We start from the raw sequence: 23,962 nt of genomic DNA on the forward strand, positions 1-23,962 counted from the left end.
CTGCCGGGCGAGGGCGCCTTCTACGGCCCGAAGATCGAGTACCACCTGAAGGACAGCCTGGGCCGCCCGTGGCAGGTCGGCACCATGCAGGTCGACTTCTCGATGCCGGGCCGCCTGGGCGCCGAGTATGTTGCGGAAGACAACACCCGCAAGGTCCCGGTCATGCTGCACCGCGCGATCGTCGGCTCGATGGAGCGCTTCATCGGCATCCTGATCGAGAACTACGCCGGCGCGCTGCCGCTGTGGCTGGCCCCGGTCCAGGTTGCGGTGCTTAACATTTCCGACGCGCAAGCTGATTACGTCAAACAGGTGGAGGCAAAGCTGCGTCAAGCTGGCCTGCGCGTTCACGCTGATTTGCGGAACGAGAAGATTACTTATAAAATTCGTGAACATTCCGTCCAAAAACTGCCGTACATCCTGGTGGTTGGCGACAAGGAACGTGAAGCGAATACGGTGGCCGTGCGTGCCCGCGGCAACGTCGACCTGGGTGTCATGTCGGTCGACGCGCTCGTGGAGCGTCTGGTAGGCGAAGTCGCTGCGAAAGCGAAATAAACGCTACAATACGCCCGGTCAAATTTAATACTTTCGAAGGAATAGACATAGCTACTGACAAACAGCATCGCATCAACGGCGAAATCACTTATCCGGAAATGCGCCTGAACGGTGTGGACAACGAACCGCTGGGCATCGTGAGCCTGGCGGAAGCGTTCCGCATGGCCGAAGAAAAGAACGTCGACCTGGTGGAAATCGCGCCGAACGCGACGCCGCCGGTTTGCCGTCTGATGGACTACGGCAAGTTCAAGTACTCGGAGCAGAAGAAGGCCCACGAAGCCAAGCTGAAACAGAAGGTCATCCAGGTCAAGGAAGTCAAGTTCCGTCCGGGTACCGACGAGGGCGACTACAGCATCAAGCTGCGTAACCTCATCAAGTTCCTGGACGAGGGCGACAAGACCAAGATCACGCTGCGCTTCCGCGGCCGCGAGATGGCCCACCAGGACATCGGTTTCCGCATGCTCGAGCGCCTGAAGGCCGACCTCGAGGCTTATGGCCAGGTCGAGCAGTTCCCGAAGATGGAAGGGCGCCAGATGATCATGATCATCGCGCCGAAAAAGAAGAAGTAATTCTTTTTTCGCCAGGAATTGACAGGGCCGGGTCCGGCGCCGCAGCGCAAGCTGCCGCGCCGGGCCTGGCCTTTGTCGTTTCGGTTTCGGATTTTGTAGGGTGGGTACTTGTACTCACGCGTTCTCGCCGTTCGCATTGATGTGGCGTCGATTCTCCTGGCCTGTTCGCGTGGTCGATTCCCGCGCGCGCCCCGGCTGATCGACCGTTGCACCGCGTGGGTTCGAGAACCCACCCTACAACCCCGCCACAACACTATTTCCCCGCAACCTGTGCTAGAATCTACGGTTCCTGTTTCTCGAAACAGGTTGTAGTGAGTTCGCACTCGCTGCAAAACAAGTGAAAGCAGGCATCCAAGAGCGGCGTTGCCGCCACCTGCAATCCTGTTACATATGAGGCTGTCCGTCAAAGGACAGAAGACTATGCCAAAAATGAAAACCAAAAGCTCCGCGAAGAAGCGTTTTCGCGTGCGTCCGGGCGGTACCGTCAAGTCGGGCATGGCGTTCAAGCGTCACATCCTGACCAAGAAGACCACCAAGAACAAGCGCCAGCTGCGCGGCACCCGTAACATCAATGCGTCGGACGTGACCAGCGTCTACCGCATGATGCCATCTGCTTAATCTCACACTAAGGAGCGAATATGCCTCGAGTAAAACGTGGGGTTACTGCACGTGCCCGTCATAAGAAAGTTCTTGAGCTTGCTAAAGGCTACCGTGGCCGTCGCAGCAAAGTATTCCGTATTGCCAAGCAAGCAGTCATGCGCGCTGGCCAGTACGCATACCGCGACCGCCGCAACAAGAAGCGCGTCTTCCGCGCACTGTGGATCACCCGTATCAACGCGGCATCGCGTTCGCACGGCATGACCTACAGCGCGTTCATGAACGGTCTGAAGAAGTCCGCGATTGAACTGGACCGTAAAGTCCTGGCCGACATGGCTGTGCACGACAAGCCGGCGTTCGCCGCGATTGTCAACACCGTCAAGGCCAAGCTGGCTGCCTAAGCTTAGGCAACTGGTTTTGCAAGACTGGCGCCGCGCGAGCGGCGCCTTAGAAGCGGGGCAGAGGTTCAGACCTGTGCCCCGTTTTTGATTGTGGTGGGACCTCGAATAAGCTACTGCGCGTTGCACTGTTGTCCTGCGCCGCCAAGGCGATGGCCCGCTGTACTACTCGTACAGCTCCGCTTCTCGGACAACATTGCTGCCGCTCGCTACGCTTTTTCGAGATCCTGTGGCTCTCCTGCCACTACAAAGACAGGAAAAGAATACGCATGAACTCGCTGGAAGAACTCGTCGTCTCGGCACAGGCTGACTTTGGCGCCTCGCTCGACGCGGCCGCGCTGGAAAACGCAAAAGCCAAATACCTGGGCAAGACCGGCCAGGTGACCGAACTGATGAAGGGTCTCGGCAAGCTCGAGCCCGAACAGCGCAAGGCCCAGGGCGCCCTGATCAATGCCGCAAAAGAAAAAATCGAACAGGCACTGACCGCGCGCCGCGAGGCCCTGGCCAACGCCCAGCTGGAGGCGCGCCTGAACGCCGAGGCGATCGACGTGACCCTGCCGGGCCGCGGCCGCGCGATGGGCGGCATCCATCCGGTGATGCGCACCTGGGAACGCGTCGAGCAGATCTTCCGCTCGATCGGCTTCGACGTGGCCGGCGGCCCGGAAATCGAAACCGACTGGACCAATTTCACCGCCTTGAACAGCCCGGAAAACCACCCGGCGCGTTCGATGCAGGACACCTTCTACATCGAGGGCGAGGACAGCCTTGGGAAGCCGCTGCTGCTGCGCACCCACACCAGCCCGATGCAGGTGCGCTATGCCCGCACCCACACGCCGCCGATCAAGGTGATCGCGCCGGGCCGCACCTACCGCGTCGACTCCGACGCCACCCACTCGCCGATGTTCCACCAGGTCGAAGGCCTGTGGATCGGCGAGGACATCTCGTTCGCCGACCTGAAGGGCGTCTACCTGAACTTCGTTAGAGCCTTCTTCGAGACCGACGACCTGCAGGTGCGTTTCCGTCCGTCCTACTTCCCGTTCACGGAACCGTCGGCCGAGATCGACATCGCCTTCGGCTCGGGTCCGCTGAAAGGCCGCTGGCTGGAAGTGTCGGGCGCCGGCCAGGTCCACCCGACCGTGGTGCGCAACTTCGGCCTGGATCCGGAAAAATTTATCGGCTTCGCGTTCGGCTCCGGCCTCGAGCGCCTGACGATGCTGCGCTACGGGATCAACGACCTGCGCCTGTTCTACGAGGGCGACCTGCGCTTCTTGAAGCAATTCAACTGAAGCAGTTCGATCTATAAGAAAACCTCATAAATAGCGCAGCTACAAGGTAAAAAGATTATGCAATTCTCCGAAAACTGGCTCCGTTCCCTGGTCGATCCGAAAATGAATTCGGACGAACTGGCCCACCTGCTGACCATGTCCGGCCTTGAAGTCGAGGAAGTGGAAGCCGTCGCGCCGCCGTTTTCGAACGTGGTGGTGGCCGAAGTCGTGGAAGTGGCGAAGCACCCGAACGCCGACCGCCTGAACGTGTGCCAGGTCGACGTCGGCAGCGGCACGCTCCTGAATATCGTCTGCGGCGCGCCGAACGTGCGCGCGGGCATGAAGGCGATCTGCGCCAAGGCCGGCGCCGTGCTGCCGCCTGGCGCGGACGGCAAGCCCTTCGAGATCAAGGTCGGCAAGCTGCGCGGCGTCGAGTCGCAGGGCATGATGTGCTCGGCCAAGGAATTGAAGATCTCGGAAGAGAGCAGCGGCCTGATGGAGTTGCCGGAAGACGCGCCGGTCGGCACGAATATCCGCGACTACCTCGGCCTGAACGACCTGAAGTTCACCATCAAGCTGACCCCGAACAAGGCGGACTGCCTGTCGGTGCTGGGCGTGGCGCGCGAAGTGTCCGCCCTGACCGGCTCGCCGCTCAGCTTCCCGGCCGTGCGTCCGGTCGCGGTCACCACCGACGAAATCCTGCCGGTCAAGATCTCGGCGCCCGACCTGTGCGGCCGCTTCAGCGGCCGCGTGATCCGCGGCCTGAACGCGAAGGCCGCCACGCCCGAATGGATGAAGCGCCGCCTGGAACGCTCGGGCCAGCGCCCGGTGTCGGCCCTGGTCGACATCTCCAACTACGTCATGCTGGAAGTCGGCCGGCCTTCGCACGTGTTCGACCTGGCCAAGATCCATGGCACGATGGACGTGCGCTGGGGCAAGAAGGGCGAGCACCTGAAGCTTCTGAACGGCAACACCATCGAGGTCGACGAGTGGGTCGGCGTGATCGCCGACGACAAAGAGATCGAATCGCTGGCCGGCATCATGGGTGGCGACGCCACCGCCGTCACGCTCGACACCACCGACATCTACCTGGAAGCGGCCTTCTGGTGGCCGAACGCGATCCAGGGCCGCGCCCGCCGCTACAACTTCTCGACCGATGCCGCGCATCGCTTCGAGCGCGGCGTCGACTACGCGACCACCGTCGAGGACATCGAGCGCATCACCGCCCTGATCGTCGAGATCTGCGGCACCGCCGATACCAGGGTCGGTCCGGTCGACGACCAGGTCGCCAACCTGCCGCAACGCGCGCCGGTCGTGCTGCGCACGGCGCGCGCCGCGAAAGTCATCGGCGTCGCGATCACCGACGACATGGTCGCCGACATCTTCACCCGCCTGGGCCTGCCGTTCATCCGCGAGGAAGGCCAGTTCGCGGTCACCGCGCCGTCCTACCGCTTCGACATCGAGATCGAGGAAGACCTGATCGAGGAAGTGGCGCGCGTCTATGGCTTCGAAAACATCCCGGCGAATCCGCCGGTGGCGCCGTCGGCGATGCTGATCGAGCCGGAAAACACGCGTTCGCTGTTCGCGATCCGGCACCAGCTGGCCGATCTCGGCTACCAGGAAGTGGTCAACATGAGCTTCGTGGAAAGCGCCTGGGAGCAAGATTTCGCTGCCAACGAGCAGCCGATCAAGCTGCGCAACCCGATCGCCAGCCAGATGAGCGTGATGCGCTCGACCCTGATCGGCGGCCTGCTGGCCAACGTGCGCTATAACCTGAACCGCAAGGCCGGCCGTGTGCGCGTGTTCGAAGTCGGCGCCGTGTTCAAGCGCGAGCCAGGCGTCGTCGACGGCCCGCTGTCGGTGGCCGGCTTCGACCAGCCCCAGCGCGTCGGCGCCATCGCCTACGGTCCGGCGGTGGACGAGCAGTGGGGCGTGGCGACCCGCGCGGTCGACTTCTTCGACGTGAAAGCCGACCTGGAAGCCCTGTTTGCGCCACGTGTGGTACGCTTCAATAAGGCTGAGCATGCGGCGCTGCACCCGGGCCGCTGCGCAAGCGTGGAAGTCGACGGCCAGGCCGTCGGTTTCATCGGCGAACTGCATCCGCGCTGGCTGCAGAAGTACGACCTGCCGCAGGCGCCGGTCCTGTTCGAGGTCGACGCCGCCGCGCTGCAACAGCGTTCGGTGCCGCGCTACAGCGAGATTTCGAAGTTCCCGGGCGCCACGCGCGACCTGGCCCTGGTGGTGAAACAGGACGTGCCGGCCCAGGCCGTGCTCGATTCCCTGAGCGCCGCCGCAGCCTCGCATCCGAATGGCAAGATTTTGCAAGCCGTTGTTTTGTTTGATGAATACCGCGGCAAGGGGCTGGAGGCGGACGAAAAATCGCTTGCTTTCCGCTTTAGCTTGCAAGATACTCAATCGACCTTGCAGGACGACGCCGTGGAGGCCGTGATGGCTGCCGTGGCCGAGGCGGCAAAAGAAAAACACAGCGCTAAATTGCGCGGGTAATGTCCAAAACGTTTGATCTGAAGGCAGGGCGCGAAAATTAACCATAACGACGTAGACACGGCCGTATTCCAGGAAGCCCTGGCGGCCGACCTGCATCGCGCGATGCAGGTGGCGCGGGTACGGAAGGAAGCCGAGAAGGACCTGCCGACCCTCACCAAGGCCGAGTTGGCCGAGCTGCTGTTCGAGCAGGTCGGCCTGAACAAGCGCGAGGCCAAGGACATGGTCGAAACCTTCTTCGACGAGATCCGTAACGCGCTCGAGCGCGGCGAGGCCGTCAAGCTGTCGGGCTTCGGCAACTTCCAGTTGCGCGACAAGCCGCAGCGGCCTGGCCGCAATCCGAAAACCGGGGAAGAGATCCCGATCACGGCGCGCCGCGTCGTGACTTTCCACGCCAGCCAGAAGTTGAAGGGCATGGTCGAAGAGACCAGTCCGGCATCCCTGGCGCGCGCCGCATAAGTGAGCCATGAACGACCGTCCGAACAAGACTGAACTCGCTACGCTGCCGCCCATCCCGGCCAAGCGCTACTTCACGATCGGCGAAGTCAGCGAATTGTGCGGGGTCAAGCCGCATGTGCTGCGCTACTGGGAACAGGAATTTACTCAGCTGAAGCCAGTCAAACGCCGTGGTAACCGCCGCTACTACCAGCATCACGAAGTGTTGCTGATCCGGCGTATCCGCGAGTTGCTGTACGAGCAAGGCTTCACCATCAGCGGCGCCCGCAACCGCCTCGACAGCCGTGCCAGCGACCTGGCCGGGGGCATCGAACCAGCCCCGATCGAGGAAACGCCAACGGTCGACGTGCCGAAGCTGCGCGAAGAACTGCTTGGAATTCTCGCATTGTTAAAACACGGCTCCCGGCCGGCTTAGAGCCTCTCCCGGCCAGGGGGGAATTGATGGCGGCATGCGCGTCAACAACGACTCGTTCCTTGCGGGAACACGGTCTTAAGTTTGGCATAACTCATGCATTCGTGCGCCTGTTGTACTAGGGCGGCGAAGTGCTAAAATGTTACATGCGCTTAGCTCATCCAACGCATGACAGCCGGGCTTGAAAACGTTCCTCCGGCTCTTTCCTGTGCCAGGAAAATTTAAGGGAAGACAATGATACGCGTTGCCATTTGTGACGATCACCAGATAGTTCGAGCAGGTTTCAAACAGATTTTCTCGTCGTCCGGCGAGTTCGAAGTCGTCGCCGAAGGCGCCACCGGCCGTGAGGCGCTGGACATCGCCCGTCGCGAAATCTGCGACGTGCTGCTGCTCGACATCGCCATGCCGGACCAGAGCGGGATCGATATCCTGCGCACCATCCGGCAGGGCCAGCCGAACCTGCCGGTGCTGATTCTCTCCGGCTATCCGGCACAACAATATGCGCTCAACCTGTTCAAGATGGGCGCGAACGGTTACCTGAACAAGGAGTGCGACGCCGACGAACTGAAGACCGCCGTGCGTACCGTCTACCAGGGCCGCCGCTACGTCTCGTCGACCGTCGGCGAACTGCTGGCCCAGAGCTTCGACCGCGACCCCAACACTGCGCTGCACACCGAGCTGTCGGACCGCGAGTTCCAGGTTTTCCTGCGCCTGGCCAAGGGTGCGACCGTGTCCGACATCGGCAATGCGCTCTCGCTGTCGATCAAGACCGTGTCCACCTACCGCACCCGCATCATGGAAAAGATGGGCCTGCAGTCGAACAGCGACCTGACCTATTACGCAATGAAAAACAACCTGCTCGACTAAGCAGGATGCGGACGCCGCCCGGCGTCCGCCTTCGCCGGCCCCGTCCGGCATCATGCGGCCTGGCGCGGTTTCAAGTGGCATACCGCGCAAGCCGCAGGCAAGTCCTCGCGACGTGACCGCGCCCTGGCGCAATGCTTGCCGCTCACGCGCTTTCTGTTTCCTCCCGCCTACACTCCAGCCCCCGCAGGCTGCGCTTGAGCCCGTACGGGGCTATAATCGGCCCGGCCCGCTTTAGTTGCGCGAAAGGAACCCAGCAGATGTACTTCACCCTTGACCCCGCTCCCCAGCGCGCGCGTGCGCTGCCGCTGTACAAGACACTGCTGTGTTTTGTTTGCGTGCTGATCCTGGTGGTCAACGGCTACTTCCTGCTGCGCAACCTCGACGGCCTGAAAGCCGCCAACACCGTGCAGGAGCGCACCGCCCAGGTCACGGACGAGCTGCAACACCTGAACCTGCTCGTCACCGACGCCGAAAGCAATTTGCGCGGCTATTTTCTCTCGGGCTCGGAAATCTACCTCGGCAGCGTGCAGATGGCGCCGACCCGCATCGACACCCAGTTGCGCAAGCTCGGCAGCTTGCTCGCCGATAATCCTTCGCAGCAGAAGAACCTGGCCCAGTTGCGGGTGCTGGTCGAGCGCCAGCTCGGCATGATGCAGCAGGCGCTGACCATCTATCGCCAGGGCGGGCTGGACGACATCCTCACCATTACCGGCGCACCCAGCGACGGCGACAGCGACGAGATCCGCCTGCAGGTGGTGATCATGCTCAGCGAACAGAACGAATTGCTGAAAGCGCGCAGCGCCGGCTTCTACGACCAGTACCAGCACGCCGTCATCCTCGGCCTGGGCATCAACGCGGCCGCGATCTTCGTCCTGCTGCTGTTCTACCGCCTGATCCGCAGCAGTTTCGCCGCTCGCATCGACGCCGAACATGCGCTGCAGCAGGCCAACGAGCAACTGGAACTCATCGTTGCGCGGCGCACCGAGCAGTTGTCGGTGCTGTCGCGCCACCTGATCCACGTCTCGGAAGAGGAAAAATCGAAGCTGGCGCGCGAGCTCCACGACGAGATGGGCGCCAACCTGACGGCCATCGGCATGGATTTGGGCAGCGTCGCCGAACAATTGCAGGGCAGCCGGCCGGACCTGGCGGCCATGCTGGGTCGGGCGCGCGGCACCCTGGTCGATACCGTGCAGCTGAAGCGCCGCATCGTCGAGGACCTGCGCCCGAGCCTGCTCGACAACCTGGGCCTGTCCGCGGCGCTGCAGAGTTATTGCGAGGATTACGCCCGCGTTACCGGACTCGATTGCGACGTGCTGGTCGAAGGCGACATCGATGCGGCCGGGCCCATGCATGCGATCGCGTTGTTCCGTATTGTCCAGGAGTCGCTCAACAACATCGCCAAGTATGCCCAGGCGACCAATGTGATCGTCCACCTGGGCCGGGAGGACGGCGAGCTGAGCCTGGAAGTCACGGACGACGGCGTCGGCATCCCGCCCGACGCCCTGACGCGCTCGAAGTCGCACGGCCTGCTGGGCATGCGCGAGCGCGCATTGCTGCTGGGAGGCAAACTCGACGTCAGCCGCGGCGTCAACGGGGTCGGAACTTGCGTACGCGCGAGCATTCCGCTCGACGCTCAGGCTGCCGCTCCGGCGGCGCCTGCCGCGCCGCAGTGGCCGGCCGCACCGGTGCGCGCAATGGCGGATGCGCTGAAAGCAAAATCGCCGGTCCCATCGCCAGTCTTGCCGGCGATGGGGAACGACGATCTTGGGGAGAGCCTTGGCCTGGAGGCGGCCTCGGCGGGTGGAAGGGGCGGGCCCGCCTGACTGGCGCCGCGTTCCTTGCCGTGCTGTCTTAGCGGGCGGCCACGTCCATCAGCAGGCGGTCGTATTCGGTCTTGGCGACCTTGTAGCATTCGCCCGCGTATTCTTCCAGGCCGGCGCGGTCGAGGACCGTGATGTTGCCGCGGCGGTACTGGATCAGGCCTTCGTCCTGCAGCTTGCCGGCGGCGGCGGTGATGCTCTCGCGGCGCACGCCCAGCATGATGGAGATGAGTTCCTGGGTCACTTTCAGCTCGTTGCCCGGCGAACGGTCCAGACGGTCGAGCAGCCAGCGGCACAGTTTCTGCTCGATCGAGCTGTGGCGGCCGCCGACGGCGTTCTGGGCCATCTGGGCAAACAGGGCGTTGGTGTAGCGCATCAGGAGCTGGGGCAGGGCGCCGCCGGCCATGAAGGCATCGCGCAGGTACTGGGTTTTCAGGCGGTAGCCGTAGCCTGCGCTCTGCACGACGGCGCTGCACATGGCGCGCTCGCCCATGAACAGCGAGACGCCGACCACGCCTTCGTGTCCTACGACGGCGATCTCGGTCGTGGCGCCGTCTTCCATCACATACAGCAGCGACACGATTGCCGTCGTCGGAAAATACACGTATTCCAATTTGCTGCCATACTCAAACAGTTCCTTGCCAAATGGCAGGGGAACCAGTTCCAGGTGCTCGAACAGGGTTTCCAGGTCTTGGCGCGGGAGTGCGGCCAGCAGTTCGTTCTGCTGGGTACCGCTGACACTGACAACTGGACGCGACGCAGCTTTGAGTTCCTCCTTGGTCGAAGGAATCTGGTTGACCGATTGCGCTTTTTGCGTGGCACCACCAAGTTGAGCGTTGTTCATTTTCTGTCCTCTTATCTCTAGCTTTACTACGTCAGGGGCGATTGCTGGAGGCACTGTTGACATTGCCTCATCGCGATGGGTGTACATTAAAGCTATAGTCTGTTGCCGAACATAAGATTAGGGGTTGCCCCCGTGTAGGCTGGACGCAGGATGTTTTGTCAGTCCAGTCCTACTAGGAAAGATGCGCCAAATCATTCCCCTGTTTCTCCTTTTGTTTGGGTCAGGAAACGGATTTGCCCCATAATGTGCGCCAACGCTTTTTCCCTTGATACCGTTCGCGCATGCACATCCTGCTCGTGGAAGACGATGCCGTCCTCGCCGACGGCCTGAGCCGCACCTTGCAAGCCCAGGGCATGCAGGTCGAGCTCGCCCGCGACGGCCTGCAAGCCGACCTCCTCCTGCAACGCAATCCGCCCGCCGTCGCCGTGCTCGACATCGGCCTGCCCGGCATCGACGGCTTCGACGTGGTGCGCCGCCTGCGTGCGCGCGGCGACGCCACCCCGGTGCTGCTGCTGACCGCGCGCGATGCCGTCGAGGACCGCGTGCGCGGCCTCGAAACCGGCGCCGACGACTACCTGGTGAAGCCCTTTGCCACGCCGGAACTGGTGGCGCGCATCCGCGCCCTGGCGCGCCGCAACGCGCCGAAGAGCAATATTCTGGCGCTCGGCAACATCGTGCTCGACAGCGGTGCGCGCCGCGCGCGTGTCGGAGAACGCCCGCTCGAGCTGTCGGTACGCGAGTGGGCCGTGCTCGAATACCTGCTCCAGCATGCGGGCCGGGTGGTGTCGAAACAGCAGATCGTCGACGCCATCGCCCCCTGGGGCGAGGACCTGACCCTGAACGCGGTCGAGGTCTACGTTTCGCGCCTGCGCCTGAAGCTCAACGGCGCGGGCGTTGCCTTGCGCACCATCCGCGGCTTTGGTTACCTGCTGGAAGCGCTGCCGTGAGCGCGCCCGCAACCGGCGCGCCTGCGTGAGCAGGCTGACATGAGCAGCATTCGGCTGCGCCTGCTCAAGTGGCTGGTCGCGCCCATCCTGGTCGTCAATCTCGGCGCCGCCGCGCTGACCTACCTGCTGGCCTGGACGCCGGCCCAGCTCGCTTTCGACGAGGGCTTGCGCGCCGCCGCGGGCGCCCTGGCCACGCGCGTGCGCAGCGCAGGCCCGGGGGCGCTGATGGAGGCCAGCCCGGCAGTGGACGGCGGCGAGGCCAGCTGGGCCGCCTTGATTGACGCCGATGGGCGCGTGCTGGCGGGCAGCACCGCGCTGCCGCCGGCCCGGCATGCGGGACTGTTCGACGCGCAGCTAGGGGGCGAGCCCGTGCGTATCGCGGTCGCCGGGCTCGAATGGCAGGGCCGCAAGGCCTGGGTCAGCGTGGCGCGCACCGTCCGCGCGCGCCAGCAGGTGCGCGCCGCCATCGTGCGTTCGCTGGTGCTGCTCGAAGGCCTGTTCAGCCTGGCCCTGGTCGGGCTGGTCTGGTTTTCGGTCGGCAATGGCCTCGCGCCGCTGGCGCGCCTGCGCGCCCGCCTGGACGCGCGCGGCAGCGCCGACCTGGCGCCACTGGACGACGCCGGCATGCCGCGCGAGCTGGTTCCGCTGGTCGACGCCTTCAATGCCCTGCTGGGCCGGATCGAGGCCGGCGCCCGCGCCCAGGACGCGTTCCGCGCCAACGTGGCGCACCAGCTGCGCACGCCGCTGGCCGGCCTCAAGCTGCAGCTCGAGTGGCTGGCCGCGCGCCATGCCGGCGATCCCGATTCCGCGCGCTCGACGGGCCTGCTGCTGGGGGCGATCGAGCGCATGATCCGCCAGACCAACCAGCTGCTCTCGCTCGAACGCGCCGAGCCGAACCGTTTCGCGCGTGCGCGCCTGGCCCCGCTCGACCTGTCCGAACTGGTGGCCGAGACGGTCGGCCACTTCGTCCGGCAGGCAACGGCCAAGGACATCGACCTCGGCTTCGAGCTGGAGCCGGCCAGGATCGAGGGCGACCGCTTCCTGCTGCGCGACCTGGTCGACAACCTGGTCGACAACGCGCTGCGCTACACGCCGGCCGGCGGCCGCGTGACCGTCGTTTGCGGGCCTGGGGCGGCGGGGAGCCCGGGCGCCGTGCTGCGGGTCGAGGACAACGGACCCGGCATCCCGGTTCACCTGCGCGAGCGGGTGTTCGAGCGCTTCGTGCGCCTCGACGAGCACAGCACGGGGAGCGGCCTGGGCCTGGCCATCGTGCGCGACATCGCCAACCTGCACGGCGCCGAACTGCGCATCGGCGCGCCGGAGCAGGGCGGCGGGGCGGTGTTCAGCGTCCAGTTCCCTTGAACAGGCGCCGGCGCGCGCGGCGGTGGGGGCAAGCGCGGCGCCCGCCTGGCGTTGGCGCGGCGGCGTCGGTCGCGTCGTCCTCGCCGCCGGCCTCGCCGGCCTCGCTGTCGGCCTCGCTGGCCTCGCGTTGCACGGCGCCGGCCCTGAACTTGACCGCGAGCGTGAGCAGGATGCCCAGGGTTCCGATGGTTGCCAACAAGGCGTCGAGCATAGGGTCCTCACATCATGGTCAAGGGTGCGGCGTTGCCGCAAGCGTTCGCCTGGACCGGAGGAAGGCGCGGCATTGCGCCGGCGCCCGAGTCCTTCCTGCGACCGTTCCCGCCCAGGAAAGGGGGAATCGTCGTGTCCATGGGGGGATCTTAGGGCCGGGGCGATTCCTTGGCAATCTGGCAATTCCGGTGCTAGACTTCGGCAATTCCGAATGCTGGAGACCACGATGCGCTTCGACCTGACCGACCTGCGGGTATTCCTGAGCGTGGTCGAGTGCGGCAGCCTGACCGGCGGCGCGCGCACCATGCACCTGGCGCTGGCCTCGGTCAGCGAGCGCATCGCGGGGATGGAAGCGACGCTGGGCGCGCCGCTGCTGGAGCGTAACCGGCGCGGGGTGCGCGCCACCGCCGCCGGCGAAGCCCTGGTCCGCCATGCGCGCATCGTCCTCGGCCAGGTCGAGCAGATGCGCGGCGAACTGCGCACCTATGCCAGCGGCCTGAAGGGCCGCATCCGCCTGCTGTCGAATACCGCCGCCATGGCCGACTTCCTGCCGCCGCAGTTGTGCCGCTTCCTGGCGGCGCATCCGGACCTGGCGATCGACCTCGAAGAGCGGCCCAGCCTGGAGATCGTCCAGGCCCTGGCCGACCGCCGCGCCGACCTGGGCATGGTGGCCGACGTGACCGATCTCGGTTCGCTGCAGACCCACCTGGTGGCCAGCGACCAGCTGTTCGTGGTCACAGGCCGCGCGCACCGCCTGGCGCGCCAGGCGCACGTCGTGTTCGCCGACATCCTCGCCGAGCCCATCGTCGGCATGAAGGACACCGCCCTCGAAGCCCACCTGGCCGAGCGCGCCGCACGCCTGGGCCGCCAGCTCGACTACCGCATCCAGTTGCGCAACCCCGACCACGTCGGCATGCACGTGGCGGCCGGGATCGGCATTTCGATCCTGTCCGGCGCCCTGGCGCGGACACTGCGCCACGACCTGGCCATCCTGCCGCTGGCGGAAGCCTGGGCCGCACGCCGGCTCTACCTCTGCAGCCGCGACTTCGGCGCCCTGACGCCCCACGCGGCCTTGCTAGCCCAGCAATTGCTGCAAGGGACTTCATAAGCCGGCTAGGCAGGAATAGCGTTCGCTTGTCAGGATTTTGTCAGCATTTCCTCAGGGTAATGCAAGCTTCCTCGGGTATTATTCTCCTGCGGCAACTTTTCTTTCCGCGCGCGGCATTCCTGAGCGGCGCGCCCCGACCCGAGGATTCCATGAAACGCCAGGCTGGCTTCACGCTCATCGAACTGTTGATCACGCTGGTGATCGTCGGCATCCTGACCGCGGTGGCGGTGCCGGCCTACGGCAACTACGTGTTGCGCACGCGCCTGACCGATGCCTATGCCGGCCTGGCCGGCATGCAGCCGCTGGCCGAGCAGTTCTGGGCCAACGAGCGCAGCTACGACGACATGGATGCCGACGGCGTCAACGTGCTGCCGGCCCCGACCGAGAACTTCACCTACGCCTTGAGCGATGCCAGCGCCACCGCCTATACCGTGACCGCCACCGGCCGCAACGGCGCCGCCGGCTTCGCCTTCACCATCGACCAGAACGGCAACCGCGCCACCACCGCCGCGCCCGACGGCTGGGACACCAGCGACACCTGCTGGGTCGGCGACAAGGACGGCAAGTGCAGCGAATGACGCGGCGGACCACCGGCGGCTTCACGCTGACCGAGTCGCTGATCGCGCTGGCGATCCTGGCCGGGCTGCTGGCCTTCGGCATGCCGCGCATGGCGGCCTGGGTGAATGCCAGCCGCGCGGCCTCCGCCGCCCAGTTCTATGCCGAAGGCTTCGCGCTGGCGCGCGCCCAGGCGCTCGCCCACAACAGCGCCAGCCGCCTGGTGCTGAGCGAGAACGCGGTCAACGGCCAGTTCGACTGGCAGGTCGACATCTGCTTCCCGCGTCCCGAGACCCCATGCAACGAGGACGGCGGCGGCTGGTCGAGCACGACCGCGGCCGCCGAGCGCGATCCGGAAGGCGCGGCCGGCTTCAAGTCGGTGCTGCGCCGCGCCGATGCCTTGCCGGGCACCGACGTGCTGGTCCAGACCGTGGGTCCGGACGACGCCTCGGCCGTGTACTTCACCCCGGTCGGCTGGGTCGACCCGGCGGTGGCGCCGCGCGTCGAGCGCATCGACCTGGAACCTGCCAGCGGGCGCGAAGAGGATTTCCGCGCCGCCGCCGTGGTGCTGACCCTGGCCGGGATCGCCGCCAAGTGCCAGCCCGACGCCCCCGACACCGATCCCCACAGGTGCCCGCCATGAGAATGCATCCGCTGCGCCGCCAGTCCGGCGTTTCCCTGATCGAAGCGCTGCTGGCCGCCGTGCTGCTGGCCATCGGCCTGCTGGGCACCATCGGCCTGCAGGCGCGCGCCTACTCCGCCCTGTCCGACGCCGGCCTGCGCGCCGAGGCGACCATCGCCGCCGACCAGCTGCTCGGCGTGATGAGCGCCGATCCCACCCACCTCGGCGACTACGCGCTGGCGGCCGGCGAGGAGCCGGGCGAGCGCCTGGCGGCCTGGTACCAGGAAACCCGCACCCGCATCCCGGGCGCCAGCATCACGGTCGGGGTGGAGGAGGGCGCCGCGCCCGACCCGAACGAAGTCGTGATCGCGATCGCCTGGCAGCGCAAGGACGATGCGCCGCGCAACCGCCACGAAGTGCGCGCCTTCCTGTCGGGGGCACTGTGAACCGTCGTCTTCCGGTGCGCCGCAACACATCCAGCGCTGCCGGCTTCTCGCTGGTCGAGCTGCTGGTGAGCGTGCTGGTCGGCCTGCTGGCCCTGGTGTTCGCCACGCGCCTGATCACGGGCGCCGAGCAGAACAAGGCTTCGGCCCTGGGCGGGTCGGACGCGATGCAGAACGGCATGCTGGCGATGTTCTCGATCAGCGGCGACGCCCAGCAGGCCGGCTTCGGCCTGAACGACCCGATCCTGATCGGCTGTAACACGCGCTTTACCGATACGGGCGGCTATGCGCTTGCCAGCGCGCCGCGCGGCGCCAGCGCCACCGTGCGCCCGCTGGCGCCGGTGGTGATCGAATCGGGCGGCACGGGACCCGACCGCATCAGCCTGTACTCGGGCAGCTCGATGAGCGGCACCGGCACCCTGCGCGTCACCAGCGACTACATCGGCGGCACGCGCCTGAACGTCGACCGCGTGCCCTACGGTTTCAACAGCGGGGACGTGGTGGTGGTGGCGCCGGACAACGTCGGCAGCGGCAACTGCGCGCTGGCCCAGATCTCGGACGACCCAAGCGACCACGCCGCGCCGCCCGAACAGCAGTACGTGATGGTCGCGGGCGGCGCGGGCTTCCGCTACAACAGCGGTTCGCTCGGCGCCAACTACACCGGCGGCACCACGCGCGTGTTCAACCTGGGACCGGCGAAGACCCTGGCCTTCCATACCTGGTCGGTCGACAACGGTTTCCTGCGCCTGCGCTCGACCGACCTGGCCGGTTCCAGCGCCGAGCCGAGCACGGTGGCCGCCGACATCGTCTCGATCAAGGCCCAGTACGGCTTCGATACCCGCAGCGGCGCCGCCTTCATCCCGCAGGACGGCCTGCGGGTGGCCCGCTGGTCGGCGACCATGATCGACGCCGACGGCGACACGGTCGTCGGCAGCGCCGGCGACTACCAGCACATCGCGGCGCTGCGCATCGCCGTGGTGGCGCGCAGCGCGGCGCGCGAGCGTCCCGGCGCGAGCGGGCAGTGCAGCGCCAGCAGCGCCAAGCCGGTGGTCTTCGCCAGCGCCGTGCCGCAGGGCGTGACGGCCGTGCCGATCACGGTCGAGGTCGCGGCCAGCGCCACCGACACCGCCTGGCGCTGCTACCGCTACCGCGTCTTCGAGACCATCGTCCCGCTGCGCAATGCGGGCTGGAGGCCATGAACATGTATCGTACGAATCCGCACCCGCAGGCCGGGCTGGCGCTGCCGGTCATGCTGATCATCCTGCTGGTGATGCTCATCTCGAGCATCTACCTGCTCAAGTCGAGCAACTCGACCACCCTGACGGCCTCGAACCTGGCCTACGACTCGGCCCAGAGCCGCGCGGTCGACTTCGGCCTCCACGCCGGCTTCAAGTGGCTCAGCGACACCGCCGCCGGCAACAAGGCGCTGCTCAACGAGGACGTGGCGGCCCAGGGCTACCTGGCCACGCTCGACCCCAGCCAGGGCGTGCGCTCGGACGCCTTCTGGAACGGCAAGCGCACCGTGACGCACGAGGGCCAGCAGATCGAATACGTGGTGCACCGCCACTGCCTGCTCACCGGACCCTACGACGGCAACGGCAACGCCTGCGTCCAGACCGCCGACAACGGATCGAGCGGCGGCACCGTCGTCTCGCCCGGCGACAGCCTGGCGGCCGACTCGCCGCAATTCGCATCGACGCCGAAGGTGCACTACGTGGTCACCGCGCGCCTGTCCGGCGCGCGCGGCGGCAATGTCGTCAACCAGCTGGTGGTGCTGATCGGCGGCTGAGGCCGCGGCAAGAACATTCCGGCCGCGAGGCCGGACAACGAGAATGGAATCGCGCATGAATCGCCTGTTTTCCCTGTTATTCCTGGTCTTCCCGGCTTTCTTCGCCCCGCTGGTCCAGGCGGCGCCCACCAGCATCGCCCAGGTGCCGCTGCTGAACATCAGCGGCACCGGCACGGTCAAGCCGAACCTGATGCTCCTGTACGACAACTCGGGCTCGATGACCAGCACGTACACACCGGACTACGTGAACGACAGCACCAGCTGCCGCGCGCGCTCGACCATGGCCAACGGCCTGCGCGCCTGCCGCGCGGGCGATCCGCCCTACATGAGCCCCGACTTCAACCGCCAGTACTACAACCCGAAGGTGCGCTACCTGCCGCCGGTGAAGGCCGACGGCACGTCCTACCCGTCGCAGGACGCCGCGGCCACCAGCAACTGGACCGTGGTCAAGACCGATCCCTTCAACGTCGACAAGACCGACCTGCTCGGCCGCAGCGTCGACACCACGAACCTGGTGACCGGTTTCCCGGACCTGCGCTGGTGCGACGACACGGCCTGCGGCTACAACACCACCGGCTACACCTACCCGAACGACAGCCGCTATACGGCCGAGTACTTCGTCGCCAACCCTTACTACTACAGCATCAACGTCGCCGAATACTGCACCGACACCACGCTCACCAACTGCCGCGTGACCGCGGTGGGCGCCGCCGCGCCGGCCGGCTACCCGGAGCCGGCCCGGGTGCGCTTCTGCAGCGACCGCGCGCTTACCAATTGCCAGGCCAAGTACGTCGGCAACTACAAATACCCGCGCTACTCCGACCCGAACCGCAACCCGGACTGGTTCGGCACCATCGCCATCGGCGCCTCGCCGACCACCAACTCGATGACCATCAGCAGCGTGCAGGTGGTCGAGCCGAACGGCACCTTCACGCTCACCAACACCGCGGTCACCGCCGCCAGCGGCACCGACACCAGCGCCAAGCGCAACGCCGTCGCCGCCGCGCTGGCGGCCTCGATCATCGCCAAGACGGGGCTGGCCAACCAGTACACCGCCTGCCTGCGCACCGCGACCGGCGGCGTGCCGGCCTGCTCGACTTTCGGCATCAACCTCGAGGCCGCCAATATCGTGGCGGTGGTGCCGATCAGCTGCCCGGCCGGCAGCACCAGCAAGACGGTCGGCGCCAATGCCTGCAGCCTGGTCAACGACGGCAGCCGTTCGGGCCGCGACCTGATCGTCAACTCCGGCAGCCGCGTCACCGCGCTGCTGAGCATCAGCGGCACCGCCAACGGCTCGAAGAAGGAGGTCCTGGGCGGCATCAGCCTGGGCGGCGTGCAACTCTTTTCCAGCTCGCTGAGCCTGGACCTGCGCTCGTCCAGCTCCTCGGTCGCGACCCAGATCAAGAACAAGATCGGCACCACCAAGGGCATCACCGCCTACGTCGGCGGCACCAGCACATCGGTCGCCGGCCCGATCTGCGCCGCCGCCAGCAGCTCGACCGTCTGCCTGGTCACGGGCGACATGTCCATGGTCGGCGCCAACATCGCGCTCGGCTCGCTCTCGAACAACGGCAGCAGCCGCGATCCCTACCTGAGCTTCGGCGCCAGCGCCGGCGTCAGCGACGGCGTGCCGACCGAGGTCACGCCGCTGGGCGCCTCGGTGTTCGTGCGCACCGACATCGTCTCGACCCGCAACAGCTACCCGAAGGACATCAAGCGCACCGACTGCGCGGGCGCCACCTGCACCTACGCCGAGGAGATGACCAACTTCGCCAACTGGTACGCCTACTACAAGACGCGCAACCAGATGATGAAGACTGCGGTCGGCCAGGCCTTCCAGCCGATCGCCGACAACTACAACGTCGGCATCGTCTCGCTTTCGACCGCGGCCGCCCAGGGCACGATCCGCCAGCCGCCGAAACCCTTCACCGGCACCGACCGCATCGCCTGGTACAAGGCCTTGTACGACATGAGCCCGAGCGGCTCGACCCCGGTGCGCCAGGCCCTGCACGCGGTCGGCAAGATGTACGCCAACCGCTCCCCCTACAACTACGCCGCCGGCAGCGAGGTGGTGCAGTTCGCCTGCCAGCAGAACTTCACCTTCGTCACCACCGACGGCTACTGGAACGGCGGCGCCGCCGACGGCGTGGTCAGCAACGACAACGTCGAGAGCGCGTCGCGCTTCTGCTCGCGCGCCAAGGGCTGCGTCGACCCCGCCGACCAGGCCGCCAATTCGCTGGCCGACGTCGCCCTGTACTGGTACAACGGCGGCTCGAACGACAGCGTGGCCTCGCTGCGCGACGAGCTCGAGGACTGGAACGCGCCGGACGGCCTGGTGGCCGCCGCCGCCGGCGAGAACACGCGCCTGCACATGAATACCTACGCGCTCGGCCTGGGCGTGGACGGCATCATGACCTACGACGACAAGTACGACACCGCGCCCAAGCCCGGCAGCGACTTCTACAAGCTGATCACCGGCGTGACCACCGGCTGCCCATGGAACAACAACGGCCCCTACGTCTGGCCCAATCCCTACACCGACGTCTCCGACGGCGGCGCGGCCTACCAGTCGCGCGTGGACGACCTGTGGCACGCGGCCATCAACGGCCACGGCAAGTACTTCAGCGCCTCCGACCCGCTGCAGGTGATCGACGGGCTGCGCGCGGCGCTCTCGAACATCGAAGTGAAGATCGGGGCGGCCGCCGCGGCGGCGACCTCGACCCCGAACATCTCGCAGCAGGACAACGACATCTTCTCGGCCACCTTCACCACGGTGCGCTGGTACGGCGAGCTGTCGGACAAGAAGATCGACACCGTCACCGGCATCGTCGGCAAGGACGCCAGCTGGAATTCGTCGGAGACGGTCGGCCGCAAGGTCGGCCTGGATACCGACGATCGCCGCATCCTGATGCTCGACCTCGAAGGCGTCGACACCGAGAATGCCGACGGCCTGAAGGACTTCCGCTACGGCGTGATGACCGCGGCCGAGAAGGCCTGGTTCGACGGCAAGTGCAGCGTCCTGGCGCAGTGCGCGACGCTGTCGAGCGCCAACCGGCAGGTGGTCGACAATGGCGAGAACATCGTCAACTGGCTGCGCGGCCAGCAGCAGCACGCCAACGACACGGTGCTGCGCGCCTACTCGCAGACGCCCACGATCCCGGCGGGTCTCACGGCGCCGCTGCCGATCGTGCTCGGCGATATCGCCTCGTCCAAGCCGGCCTACCTGCGCGATCCGCGCAAGGGCTACACGCGCGACAACTACAACCAGTACAAGCTCGACAACGCGAGCCGCCAGCCGACCGTGTTCGCCGCCGCCAACGACGGCATGCTGCACGCCTTCGACGCCACGACCGGCGAGGAGATCTGGGCCTACGCGCCGCGCATCACGATGAAGAAGCTGTACAAGCAGGCCAGCGTCACCTACGGCACGGCCCACCAGTTCACCACCGACGGCTCGCCCGAGGTGGCCGACGTCATGATCGGCGGTGCATGGCGCAGCGTGCTGGTGGCCGGCCTGAACGCGGGCGGGCGCGGCTACTACGCGCTCGACGTCACCGATCCCGACAACCCGAAGGCGCTGTGGGAGCTGTGCGCCGATCCGGCCGTCTGCAGCGGCATCAACTACGACGCCGACATCGGCCTGTCCTTCGGCAATCCGCAGTTCGGCACCTGGAAGGACGCCGCGAACGCCGAGCACTGGGTGGTGTTCCTGACCTCGGGCTACAACAACATCCCCGGCAGCGACGGCGTCAACGCCGGCAACGGCAGGGGTATCCTGTACGTGGTCGACATCGCCACCGGCCGCGTGCTGTCGAAGACGGCGACCCCCGTGACCGCCGCCGACCGCAACTACGTCCAGACCCCGTCCGGCTTCGCCCGCATCACCGCGATCAGCAGCAATCCGAACACCGACCCGCTGGTGACCTATGTCTATGGCGGCGACAACGACGGCGTCATGTGGCGCTTCGACTTCACCGTCAAGGGCAACCCGACGGTGCTGCGGATGGGCGGCAGCGGCGCCGGCCAGCCGATCACCACGCGGCCGGACGTGACGATGTGCCAGGTCGCCGCCGTGGCCGAGGACGGCAGCCAGAGCACCCGGCTGGAGCGGGTGGTGGCCTTCGGCACCGGCCGCCTGCTCGACCAGGTCGACATCGGCAACACCGAGGTCCAGAGCGCCTACGTGCTGAAGGACGCCGGCGCCAGCATCCCGCCAGCCGAGTGGCGCAATGCCTCGAAGATGGCGCAGCAGACCCTGCGCCGGATCAGCGGCACCAGCACCGCCTATTCGATCAGTGGCACCGCGATCGATTTCTCGACCCAGCACGGCTGGTACGTCGACTTCGCCCTGAACGACGGCGAGCGCGTCAACCTGGATCCGAAGATCGTCTCCGGCGGCCTGAACATCGTGACCAACCTGCCGAGTTCCTCGTCGAGCTGCAAGGTGGGCGGCACCAGCAACGTCTACCAGCTCAACGTCTGCACCGGCGAGCCGCTCGGCCAGACGGTCAAGGACAGCACCGGCCGGACCTTCACCATCGCCGGCCAGACCCTGTCGAACGCCTCGGCGGCGGTCGGCTTCATCATCGTGCGCCTGCCGTCCGGCGCGCTGAAGATGATCACCACCACGGCCGACGGCAACACCATCACCTCGGGCGTGGCGCCGGCCGAGTCCGAGGGCGCCTCGCGCGCCGGCTGGCGCCGCGTGCGCGAGTAACACGTAGGGTGGGCACTCCGTGCCCACGCGTGACGCATGCATCACGTTGGCCTGTCGGGCGCCGCGTCTGCTCGTCGTTCACGCGTGGGCACGTCATTGATGCCCCCGGCATCAATGACCCCACCCGACGGCTGCACCCTCGCTGGCTCCGCACCCCATTCATTTCACACGATCCGCGCCGGAATCGGTAAAATCGAGGGTTTTCTTCATTGGGGCCATTGGGGCTCGACTATGTCCAACGAACTTGACATCCTTGCCACGGAAGCGGCAGCCGACGAAACGGCGGCGGGCGCGACCCGCCAGACCGGCGCCATTGCACGCGAAGTCGCGCGCCGCCGCACCTTCGGCATCATCTCCCACCCGGACGCGGGTAAGACCACCCTGACCGAGAAGCTGCTGCTGTTCTCGGGCGCGATCCAGCTCGCCGGCACCGTCAAGGGCCGCAAGAGCGGCCGTCACGCGACCTCCGACTGGATGGACATCGAGAAACAGCGCGGCATCTCGGTCGCGTCCTCGGTGATGCAGTTCGAGTTCCGCGACCACGTGATCAACCTGCTCGACACCCCGGGCCACCAGGACTTCTCGGAAGACACCTACCGCGTCCTGACCGCGGTCGACTCGGCGCTGATGGTGATCGACGCCGCCAAGGGCGTGGAAGAGCAGACGATCAAGCTGCTGGAAGTTTGCCGCATGCGCAACACCCCGATCGTCACCTTCATGAACAAGCTCGACCGCGAAACCCGCGACCCGCTCGAGCTGCTCGACGAGCTGGAATCGGTGCTGAAGATCGAGTGCGCGCCGGTGACCTGGCCGATCGGCATGGGCAAGAACTTCCGCGGCGTCTACCACCTGCTGAACGATACGATCATGCTGTTCAAGGCCGGCGAGGAAAAGGCCGACGGCGCCTTCGAGATCGTCAAGGGCATCGACAACCCGAAGCTGGCCGAGATGTTCCCGCTCGAGATCGAGCAGCTGAAGATGGAAGTGGAACTGGTGCACGGCGCCTCGCATCCCTTCGACCTGGAGCGCTTCCTGTCGGGCGTGCAGACCCCGGTGTTCTTCGGTTCGGCGATCAACAACTTCGGCGTGCGCGAGATCCTGTCGGCGCTGGTCGACTGGGCCCCGGGCCCGCGCGAGCGCGACGCCACCGTGCGCGCCGTGAAGCCGGAAGAGCCGAAGTTCTCGGGCTTCGTCTTCAAGATCCAGGCCAACATGGACCCGGCCCACCGCGACCGCATCGCCTTCCTGCGCGTGTGCTCGGGCCGCTTCGAGAAGGGCATGAAGGTCAAGCACCTGCGCCTTGGCCGCGAAGTGAAACTGTCGTCGGTGGTGACCTTCATGGCTTCCTCGCGCGAACAGGTCGAGGAAGCCTACGCGGGCGACATCATCGGCTTGCCGAACCACGGCAACATGCAGATCGGCGACAGCTTCTCGGAAGGCGAGATGCTGACCTTCACCGGCATCCCTTATTTTGCCCCGGACCTGTTCCGCACGGTGCGCATCAGGAATCCCCTGAAGGTGAAGCAGCTGCACAAGGGCTTGCAGCAGCTGGGCGAGGAGGGCGCGGTCCAGGTGTTCAAGCCGGTGCTGGGCTCGGACCTGATCCTGGGCGCAGTCGGCGTGCTGCAGTTCGAGGTGGTGGCGAGCCGCCTGCTGAACGAATATGGCGTGGATGCCGTCTTCGAGTCGTCCAGCATCAGCAGCGCGCGCTGGGTGTCGAGCGACGACAAGAAGGCGCTGGCCGACTTCGAGAACCAGCTCGGCCACCAGGTCGCCTACGATGCGGCCGGCAACATGGCCTTCCTGGCGACCTCGGGCGTCAACCTGCGCCTGACCCAGGAGCGCTGGCCGAAGCTCACCTTCCACGCGACCCGCGAGCACGCGGCCAAGCTGGACTGATACATGCCCGAGGCCGGCGGCGTGCCGG

The 23,962-nt window shown here is 66.2% G+C and carries 22 protein-coding genes; 20 read left to right on the forward strand and 2 right to left on the reverse strand.

From position 1 onward, the window contains the following. From RT688_RS14785 to RT688_RS14830, 10 genes are all read left to right on the forward strand, one after another. A partial coding sequence (locus RT688_RS14785; RefSeq protein WP_313705618.1) for a threonine--tRNA ligase occupies positions 1-552 on the forward strand: 552 nt, incomplete at its 5' end. A gap of 41 nt (positions 553-593) precedes the next feature. Further along, complete coding sequence (infC, locus tag RT688_RS14790; protein WP_312550889.1) at positions 594-1,121, forward strand: translation initiation factor IF-3; 528 nt, start codon at positions 594-596, stop codon at positions 1,119-1,121. 420 nt (positions 1,122-1,541) lie between these two features. Further along, positions 1,542-1,739 (forward strand): 50S ribosomal protein L35, encoded by a 198-nt coding sequence (gene rpmI / locus RT688_RS14795; RefSeq protein WP_026354218.1) that lies wholly within the window; start codon positions 1,542-1,544, stop codon positions 1,737-1,739. Between the two features lie 20 nt (positions 1,740-1,759). Beyond that, positions 1,760-2,119: a 50S ribosomal protein L20 gene (gene rplT / locus RT688_RS14800; protein ID WP_078031238.1), complete on the forward strand. Its 360-nt coding sequence runs from the start codon at positions 1,760-1,762 to the stop codon at positions 2,117-2,119. Positions 2,120-2,385: 266 nt separating this feature from the next. Beyond that, positions 2,386-3,402, forward strand: coding sequence for a phenylalanine--tRNA ligase subunit alpha (pheS, locus tag RT688_RS14805; protein ID WP_313705619.1), 1,017 nt, complete (start codon positions 2,386-2,388; stop codon positions 3,400-3,402). Between the two features lie 57 nt (positions 3,403-3,459). Further along, on the forward strand, positions 3,460-5,886 hold the full coding sequence (pheT, locus tag RT688_RS14810; RefSeq protein ID WP_313705620.1) for a phenylalanine--tRNA ligase subunit beta: 2,427 nt from the start codon (positions 3,460-3,462) through the stop codon (positions 5,884-5,886). Positions 5,887-5,988: 102 nt separating this feature from the next. Beyond that, positions 5,989-6,342: an integration host factor subunit alpha gene (locus RT688_RS14815; RefSeq protein ID WP_290424311.1), complete on the forward strand. Its 354-nt coding sequence runs from the start codon at positions 5,989-5,991 to the stop codon at positions 6,340-6,342. Between the two features lie 7 nt (positions 6,343-6,349). Then, entirely contained in the window at positions 6,350-6,754 is a 405-nt protein-coding gene (locus tag RT688_RS14820; protein ID WP_313705621.1) for a MerR family transcriptional regulator, read from the forward strand. Between the two features lie 231 nt (positions 6,755-6,985). Continuing rightward, positions 6,986-7,618, forward strand: coding sequence for a response regulator transcription factor (locus RT688_RS14825; protein WP_312550869.1), 633 nt, complete (start codon positions 6,986-6,988; stop codon positions 7,616-7,618). A gap of 257 nt (positions 7,619-7,875) precedes the next feature. Beyond that, positions 7,876-9,441: a CHASE3 domain-containing protein gene (locus tag RT688_RS14830; RefSeq protein WP_313705622.1), complete on the forward strand. Its 1,566-nt coding sequence runs from the start codon at positions 7,876-7,878 to the stop codon at positions 9,439-9,441. A gap of 28 nt (positions 9,442-9,469) precedes the next feature. On the opposite strand, the gene RT688_RS14835 is transcribed toward RT688_RS14830, so the two are convergent. Further along, on the reverse strand, positions 9,470-10,282 hold the full coding sequence (locus tag RT688_RS14835) for a Crp/Fnr family transcriptional regulator (RefSeq protein WP_313705623.1): 813 nt from the start codon (positions 10,280-10,282) through the stop codon (positions 9,470-9,472). A gap of 281 nt (positions 10,283-10,563) precedes the next feature. Between RT688_RS14835 and RT688_RS14840 the strand changes: the two genes are divergently transcribed. After that, positions 10,564-11,229, forward strand: a complete 666-nt coding sequence (locus RT688_RS14840; protein ID WP_313705624.1) for a response regulator transcription factor — start codon at positions 10,564-10,566, stop codon at positions 11,227-11,229. A 39-nt stretch (positions 11,230-11,268) separates the two neighbouring features. Continuing rightward, positions 11,269-12,591 (forward strand): sensor histidine kinase, encoded by a 1,323-nt coding sequence (locus RT688_RS14845; RefSeq protein ID WP_313705625.1) that lies wholly within the window; start codon positions 11,269-11,271, stop codon positions 12,589-12,591. Here the strand turns inward: RT688_RS14845 and RT688_RS14850 are convergent. Further along, positions 12,572-12,787 carry a hypothetical protein gene (locus RT688_RS14850; RefSeq protein ID WP_313705626.1) on the reverse strand — a complete coding sequence of 72 codons (216 nt, stop codon included), beginning with the start codon at positions 12,785-12,787 and terminating at the stop codon, positions 12,572-12,574. The genes RT688_RS14845 and RT688_RS14850 overlap by 20 nt on opposite strands. Before the next feature lie 240 nt (positions 12,788-13,027). Here RT688_RS14850 and RT688_RS14855 point away from each other — a divergent pair, with 240 nt between their 5' ends. From RT688_RS14855 to RT688_RS14890, 8 genes are all read left to right on the forward strand, one after another. Beyond that, positions 13,028-13,909 (forward strand): LysR family transcriptional regulator, encoded by an 882-nt coding sequence (locus RT688_RS14855; RefSeq protein WP_313705667.1) that lies wholly within the window; start codon positions 13,028-13,030, stop codon positions 13,907-13,909. Between the two features lie 149 nt (positions 13,910-14,058). Continuing rightward, positions 14,059-14,487, forward strand: a complete 429-nt coding sequence (locus RT688_RS14860) for a type IV pilin protein (RefSeq protein ID WP_313705627.1) — start codon at positions 14,059-14,061, stop codon at positions 14,485-14,487. Continuing rightward, a complete protein-coding gene (locus tag RT688_RS14865; RefSeq protein WP_313705628.1) occupies positions 14,484-15,107 on the forward strand; it encodes a GspH/FimT family pseudopilin in 624 nt (207 codons plus the stop codon). The genes RT688_RS14860 and RT688_RS14865 overlap by 4 nt, the downstream gene beginning before the upstream one ends. Continuing rightward, positions 15,104-15,532, forward strand: coding sequence for a prepilin-type N-terminal cleavage/methylation domain-containing protein (locus RT688_RS14870; protein WP_313705629.1), 429 nt, complete (start codon positions 15,104-15,106; stop codon positions 15,530-15,532). The genes RT688_RS14865 and RT688_RS14870 overlap by 4 nt, the downstream gene beginning before the upstream one ends. Beyond that, on the forward strand, positions 15,529-16,728 hold the full coding sequence (locus RT688_RS14875) for a PilW family protein (RefSeq protein ID WP_313705630.1): 1,200 nt from the start codon (positions 15,529-15,531) through the stop codon (positions 16,726-16,728). Before RT688_RS14870 ends, RT688_RS14875 begins: the two co-directional genes overlap by 4 nt. Next, on the forward strand, positions 16,725-17,318 hold the full coding sequence (locus RT688_RS14880; RefSeq protein ID WP_313705631.1) for a hypothetical protein: 594 nt from the start codon (positions 16,725-16,727) through the stop codon (positions 17,316-17,318). Before RT688_RS14875 ends, RT688_RS14880 begins: the two co-directional genes overlap by 4 nt. A gap of 55 nt (positions 17,319-17,373) precedes the next feature. Continuing rightward, entirely contained in the window at positions 17,374-22,035 is a 4,662-nt protein-coding gene (locus RT688_RS14885; protein ID WP_313705632.1) for a pilus assembly protein, read from the forward strand. A gap of 231 nt (positions 22,036-22,266) precedes the next feature. Further along, positions 22,267-23,934, forward strand: coding sequence for a peptide chain release factor 3 (locus tag RT688_RS14890; protein WP_313705633.1), 1,668 nt, complete (start codon positions 22,267-22,269; stop codon positions 23,932-23,934). Positions 23,935-23,962: the final 28 nt, after the last annotated feature.

The sequence above is a fragment of the Massilia sp. genome (genome assembly GCF_032106685.1).
GTDB lineage: Bacteria > Pseudomonadota > Gammaproteobacteria > Burkholderiales > Burkholderiaceae_D > Telluria.